Source organism: Nostoc sp. CALU 1950 (assembly GCF_051172895.1).
Classification (GTDB): domain Bacteria; phylum Cyanobacteriota; class Cyanobacteriia; order Cyanobacteriales; family Nostocaceae; genus Nostoc; species Nostoc edaphicum_A.
This window is the reverse complement of the sequence record NZ_JBDNJQ010000015.1, coordinates 66,621-72,804: the sequence shown is the minus strand read 5'-3', so window position 1 is coordinate 72,804 and position 6,184 is coordinate 66,621. Positions and strand designations below refer to the sequence as shown.

6 protein-coding genes are annotated in these 6,184 nt (G+C 42.6%); 1 reads left to right on the top strand and 5 read right to left on the bottom strand.

Annotated elements, in window-relative coordinates:
- Window positions 1-151: 151 nt before the first annotated feature.
- From ABF638_RS07160 to ABF638_RS07140, 5 genes are all read right to left on the bottom strand, one after another.
- Window positions 152-889, bottom strand: coding sequence for a SinI family restriction endonuclease (locus ABF638_RS07160; RefSeq protein ID WP_435021468.1), 738 nt, complete (start codon window positions 887-889; stop codon window positions 152-154).
- A gap of 167 nt (window positions 890-1,056) precedes the next feature.
- Window positions 1,057-1,536, bottom strand: a complete 480-nt coding sequence (locus ABF638_RS07155) for a plasmid segregation centromere-binding protein ParR (RefSeq protein WP_335120069.1) — start codon at window positions 1,534-1,536, stop codon at window positions 1,057-1,059.
- A 5-nt stretch (window positions 1,537-1,541) separates the two neighbouring features.
- Window positions 1,542-2,699: a ParM/StbA family protein gene (locus tag ABF638_RS07150; protein WP_181928490.1), complete on the bottom strand. Its 1,158-nt coding sequence runs from the start codon at window positions 2,697-2,699 to the stop codon at window positions 1,542-1,544.
- A 240-nt stretch (window positions 2,700-2,939) separates the two neighbouring features.
- On the bottom strand, window positions 2,940-3,563 hold the full coding sequence (locus ABF638_RS07145) for a DedA family protein (protein WP_181928489.1): 624 nt from the start codon (window positions 3,561-3,563) through the stop codon (window positions 2,940-2,942).
- 374 nt (window positions 3,564-3,937) lie between these two features.
- Window positions 3,938-5,020: a Gfo/Idh/MocA family protein gene (locus ABF638_RS07140; protein ID WP_069068972.1), complete on the bottom strand. Its 1,083-nt coding sequence runs from the start codon at window positions 5,018-5,020 to the stop codon at window positions 3,938-3,940.
- Window positions 5,021-5,462: 442 nt separating this feature from the next.
- On the opposite strand from ABF638_RS07140, the gene queC reads away from it, so the two are divergent.
- Window positions 5,463-6,140: a 7-cyano-7-deazaguanine synthase QueC gene (queC, locus tag ABF638_RS07135; RefSeq protein WP_435021464.1), complete on the top strand. Its 678-nt coding sequence runs from the start codon at window positions 5,463-5,465 to the stop codon at window positions 6,138-6,140.
- The last annotated feature ends 44 nt before the right edge of the window (window positions 6,141-6,184 follow it).

Here is a 6,184-nt window from a genome sequence, read left to right as displayed (position 1 = left end):
CTTTGGTCTGAGAATCTAGAGACTGTAACCTTCTCTTTTTTTTCAGCAAGCCCTAATTAGACAGGAAAAACCTAAGGGGATACCAGTCTTTGAACAGCTTTCACTATTTAATCACTAAATCCTTAGCGTATTGATTATTTTAAGACTTTTACTACTGAATTTGTTGCCAGTATTTACTATCTTCTACATACAATGCTGCATTATTTTCAGCAATAGTTTGTCTAACAAATACACCAAAGTCTTCTTCAGACAGATTAGAGCATCCTATTAATTGATTCAGTTCTTTCCAATAGTAAGCTCCATTTTGAGCATTGACTCTATGCCATTTACGAATGATAGTTCCTTTACGGACACTACTGCTCGAACTATTTTCAGAATTACTACGATTTTTAACTTGTAATAGCTCACCTTGCTTGGTACAAAAATCAACCTTGTTTATAGTTTCACCCCAAGCACAGTACCAACCATAAAATGACAATTTTTCGGCAAGATATTCTTCTAAAAGAAGACCTAATATGTTTTCTGCCGACATGGAAAGACGATGGGCATACTTTATGTGATTAATGCCATCAGTGCTGAGAGTAGGTAAACGAGCAGAAATAATCGTGTCAATAATTTTGTCAGAGACAGTGCCTATCTTCTTACTAGTTCGCTTTGAGGCTCGATTATTATAACCGCCAAAATACTTATTTAACCACTTACTAATGTAATCTAAGCGAGAATTGCATACTTTTAAATATGGAAATAATTCAGGCGAATTACAACAGACGGATAAAACTGTTTTTACAGAATCATTCCAGAACATCCCAGCATGAAATTTGGCAATATTTTCAGCTTCTGACACGATCAGATTGGCATCAAAATCCGGTATTTTTAGGTTATTGCTCACAGTTACTATTGGGTAAAATCTGCTGTTTCAGTTATGAGCGATCGCCCCATCTATACAAATCTCAATAATCCCAATATTTCCATATATAAACATTAATAATCCTTAATAGTATTAACTATTAAGGATTGTTAATATGAGCAAAAACTGCTCACAAACGTGATTTTTCCTTAAAAATCATCGAGAAACTGACTAAGGCGACTGATTACGGGGTCAACCTCTTGAGGAGGGGTAGCAACAGTATAAGAAGTATTATTTACTACTTCTAATTGAGTTGGAGACGGAATGAACGATCGATCGTTGACTATGAGCGCCAGTTGTGCGACTTGTTGAGAAAGTTGCAGTAGATGATGTTCCATCGCCTCCAAACGATTAGATCCCTTGGCAAAAAAACGTTCCTCAAGTCCAGCCACTTGACGTTGCAGTTCACCGATTTGTTGATCAATCGGTGTTGTTGCTGCTGTTTGTGGAGCAGGTTGTACAGATTCCGGTACACATAAAGATTGCCACAAGGCTTCTTTACAGAGATCGCTGAAAGTCTTGTCTGGTTGTTTTTCCAAATAACTTTCTACTTGCGCTAACAAGCTTTCATCAGCAAGCTCTGGGTTGAACGTGACGGATTTAACTACCTTTTTTGACCATTGGAACATCAGCTTTATGCCCTAGCAGCGCGATTGGAGGATAATTGTGCCTCTCCATAAATATACTGCCCCAAAGCATTCGCCTGACGGGAAGGTGCTGCTAAATGAGCATTAATCTTTGCTTCCTTGAGCAGACGTTGAACGTCGTCCCAGAAGAACTCACCACCGCCGCCAGTAAGAATCACATCGGTGACGCGTTCTGGCAACCAGGCTAGCACACGGCTACAGATTTCGCGCGAAAACATCTCTGTGAGGTTGGGAAGAAAATCGTCTAGGTTGGTGGGCTTACTAGCGCCTTTAGGACGGTAATAGCGTTCTCCTCTGGGTTTGTTGACAGCGGAAATCAACGCTAGAGATTGACTATCTGCTCCCTCGATTTCGGCAGACACCAATTCATAAAACTTATTCATCCCGAAGTCTTCGCTCTTAGAAGCACCTCTGGCAAAACGGAAGTTATCTACCATCAAAAGATCGACGGTTTGGTGTCCAATATCGACGATCGCCACCGATATTTTTGTAAAATCGGGGCTACCAGGACTTTTCTTCGGTTGAGCTTCAGACCACAGCAGGCTGCCGTAACCTTCTGGCATGACCCATACCTTATTGACGTTCAGCGACACAGATTCGCCTCGGAAGTTCAACACATGAGGGCCACCTACTTGGCTAATCAACTGTGCTTTTTCCTTTTCAAATTGCTCCAAGGAAAGAAAAGGCAGACCTAGTACTACTGAGATATCGTCTCTGAGTTTAAAGTAGCCAGCACTTGCTAACACTTTTACCAGTGCAGCTTCTACCTTAGATTGTCCGACTCCTAGATTCGCCCCAAAATCGGCTGCTAGTTGACCAACAGCATATCCATTTCCTTGATATTCCAGCCACAAATCCATTAAGGGGTCAGTAGCTCTGGCTTCAAAAACACCACCGCGTACTTGTTCTATTGACATCTGCTTGACGTTGGCAGGTACGAACACCACATTACCGGGTTCACGACTCACACAAGTTTTTGTGGAAGTTCTGCCTAAATCAACACTGAGAATGGTTTTTCCCGGAACACCGCCTGTCTTGGGAGGATTATTATTAACAGCATTGATGGGAGTCGATGCTAAGGGCTGCCTATTCATCGGTATAGCAGCGGCATTGATTGGGGTAGCGGCGGAAGGTTGGTCTGTCATGAAAGCTCCTAGTTCAAACTTAACTGTAAAAAGTTGTCATGCTCATCTTACAAAAATGCGAGCAACCAGAAATTCTAGGTTGCGTCAAGTGTAGCTAGAAATACGTCAAAAATGAATTCCGGCGATATCTCCGATAAGCTTATGCCTTCGTACATCTAGTATTATTTGGCATAGTGTAGGCGAATTTTGGCCAGATGTAACCCCTGCTTTCACTGCTTTCAAACCAAAAGCGTCCGTGTTTTATCTTCTAGTACGTCTTAACTGGCGCTTGAATATCCAGAAAACAAATGCTAGAACCAAACCCCCAAGTACGATTTTGGATACAGGAGCAAGGTACTTGTCCACAAGTTCATACTGACTACCCAATATGTATCCTGAGTATGTTAGCAAACCCACCCAAGCAGCGCTACCGAATGTTGTGTAAACCAAAAATGGTAGCAAGGGCATATTGCTCATCCCTGCGGGAACAGAAATCAAGGTGCGGATTCCCGGTACAAGGCGACCAATTAATACTGCTGTTCTACCTTGTCGATTAAACCACTCTTTGGCCTTGGTGATATCTTTACTAGATATGCCCAACCATTTGCCATACTTGTCAGCCCAACGCTTTAAACGGGTTTCACCCAAAAACTTACCTGGATAGTACCAAATAAGTGCGCCCAATACAGAACCCAAAAGTCCTGCGAAAAACACACCAATGATATTTAGCTTTGCCCCTCCTGGTTGATATGGACTTGCTGTAAATCCAGCTAGTGGCATGATCAATTCTGAAGGAATGGGGGGAAACAGGTTCTCTAGGAACATCAGTAGGGCGATTCCCCAATAGCCAAAATAGTTGATAGTATTAGTTATCCATTCAAGCATTTAGTCAATTCCTGAAATTGCTGCATTATTAAAGTTGGCATCGCAACGAAGAAACAAAGCAAGACGAATGGAAGGTAGGGGTATGTTTCATTAATTTCTAGGGTTATTAAAAGTTCGGAAGTAGCTCTAACCCTTGAAATTGAGCGATTTCTCGCTCACTACGAACCTTACAAAATTAATGAAACCAACCACTAGGTTTTGTTTTCTAATTTTTTAGATCCCCCTTAGTCGCTTTTGTAATCAGGACTTGGGAGGATCTAAAGATTTGATGGCAAATTTAAAAACATATTTTAGATTTTTTTTGAGGTTGTGGCTGTGGGAGAGCAGGGAGAAAATTTTACCTTGTCCCCCTCATCCCCTCATCCCCTCTTGATCTAGGCTGTCGGTGTCAATGATTGTACCCTTGGTTCCGATTGCCAGTCTAATGGATTCCAAACTCGATCTTCCAGCGCCATCTGCTCAATTAAACTTGCCAGTCTTAGGGCTTTAAGAGCTTGTTCACCACCTACTGAGGGTTGATTGCCACCATGCACACAGTTGACAAAATGTTCTAATTCTGCACTTAAGGGTTGAATGTTGCTGGTGTAGACTTTTTCAATCACACCATCTTGCCTATAAAGTACTTGTCGGTGGTCGGTGAGAGAATTGGCAGCCGTTTGTCGGTGAATCAAAATTTCATTCTTGAGAAAATCTGCCTCAGTAAATGAATTTTTGCAATGGGCGACAATCCGGCGAATTTTTCGGTGGGTGACTTTACTGGCAGTCAGAGTAGCAACAATACCATTGGCAAACCCCAAGGTGGCGGTTACATAATCTAAATAACCAGAGTCTAGGGAGCGAGTACCGCTAGCAGTCAATTTTGTTACTGGGGAAGCAGCTAATTCCAGAAGCAGGTCGATGTCATGGATCATTAAATCCAGCACAACTGAAACATCGTTTGCCCGATCTGAGTAGGGACTCATTCTGTGGGCTTCTAGCGCCAGCAATTCTTCTGTTTTCAGCACTTGGCTCAGTTCTTTAAAAGCTGGGTTGAAACGCTCAATATGACCTACTTGCAGGATACACCCAGACTCAGCTGCGGCATTTACTAAAGACTCTGCCTCAGAAATACTGGCTGCGATCGGTTTTTCAATCAAAACATGAATTCCCGCTAACAGACAGTTGATACCCACGGCATAGTGCAGACGGGTGGGAACAGCTACACAAACTGCTTCCACAAGGGGTAGCAGGTCACAGTAATCTTCAAAAAAACGCACCTTGTACTTGCTGGCAGTTTCTAATCCTCGCTCGACGTTAATATCTGCCACTCCGACTAGTTCAACATCTTTCATTGAACTCAGCACGCGAGTGTGGTGTTGTCCCATGTTACCCACTCCAATCACGCCTATGCGGATCGGTCGTGGCTGGTTGCGCTGTGTATATGGATTCGGTTCTGCCACTGACATGCTATTTTGCACTATTATTCTCTCCTCAACCACCAAATTTAGAGACGCTACGGCCGTTGGCGTTTATACTCGAAAGCCGGTTACGATCCGTCTAAAACCATCCAGATGGTAACATAGAGCCTATGTTTATGAAGAATTTCAAAGTTTGTGATCGGTTCCCGTAATCCAAATATCTTTTGTATAGATATTTCGGGTTTGCTTGGGATTTTGCACTTTCTACAAAAAATATATGTCTTTTTATTAGCTTGAAAAAATTCAGTAAGACCTAAGTGTAAATTATCCTTAGTATTGCTTCCTGGGATCTTGTTAGGTGATTTCCAGAATAAAAATTACCACACAAGATCATTTCATCGTAGAGGAGAACGGCTGTTCGCCCTGCTCATCGGTAAAATTATTTTGAGAAATCACCTTAAGGTTTGATTTGGCGATTTGAAATCCAAAAGTTGCAATCGAGATGAAAGCTGTAATTCTGTTATCTGGGGGATTGGACTCTTCCACAATTCTGTATAAAGCTAAGGCCGATGGCTGTGAATGTCATGCTATTTCCTTTGATTACCAGCAGCGACACCGACGAGAGTTACAGTCAGCTCTCACTGTTGGTCAAAAGGCTGCGATCGCAAAACATCAGGTAGTTAATTTTGATTTACGACAATGGGGTGGTTCAGCACTTACCGACGACGCCATTGATTTACCCCAGGAGCGATCGCTGGATGAAATGTCTCAAAATATTCCTGTCACTTATGTTCCGGCTCGTAATACCATCTTTTTAAGCTTTGCTCTGGGTTACGCCGAAGCGATCGCAGCAGAGCGTGTCTATATTGGTGTCAACGCCTTAGATTACTCAGGATATCCTGACTGTCGCCCCGATTATATCCAGGCAATGCAGGAAGTTTTTCGCCTGGGAACCAAACAGGGGCGTGAGGGACAACCAATTAATATTGTTGCACCCCTAATAAATTTGAAAAAAACTGAAATCATCCAACTGGGGAACCAATTGGGAGTTCCTTGGGAACTAACTTGGTCTTGCTATGCCGGTGGTGATGTCGCCTGCGGCGTGTGTGATTCTTGTCGCTTGCGGCTAGCAGCTTTTGCCGAATTGGGACTTGTTGATCCAGTGGCCTATGCTTCTTGAGTGAGGAGTGAGGAGTTAAGAGTTAAAATCCAATACGCTTGGGT

Excerpts from the sequence above, each read along its gene's own strand:
- queC (WP_435021464.1), top strand. The coding sequence starts at position 5,463 with ATGAAAGCTGTAATTCTGTTATCTGGGGGATTGGACTCTTCCACAATT.
- ABF638_RS07150 (WP_181928490.1), bottom strand. The coding sequence starts at position 2,699 with ATGACAGACCAACCTTCCGCCGCTACCCCAATCAATGCCGCTGCTATA.
- ABF638_RS07155 (WP_335120069.1), bottom strand. The coding sequence starts at position 1,536 with ATGTTCCAATGGTCAAAAAAGGTAGTTAAATCCGTCACGTTCAACCCA.
- ABF638_RS07145 (WP_181928489.1), bottom strand. The coding sequence starts at position 3,563 with ATGCTTGAATGGATAACTAATACTATCAACTATTTTGGCTATTGGGGA.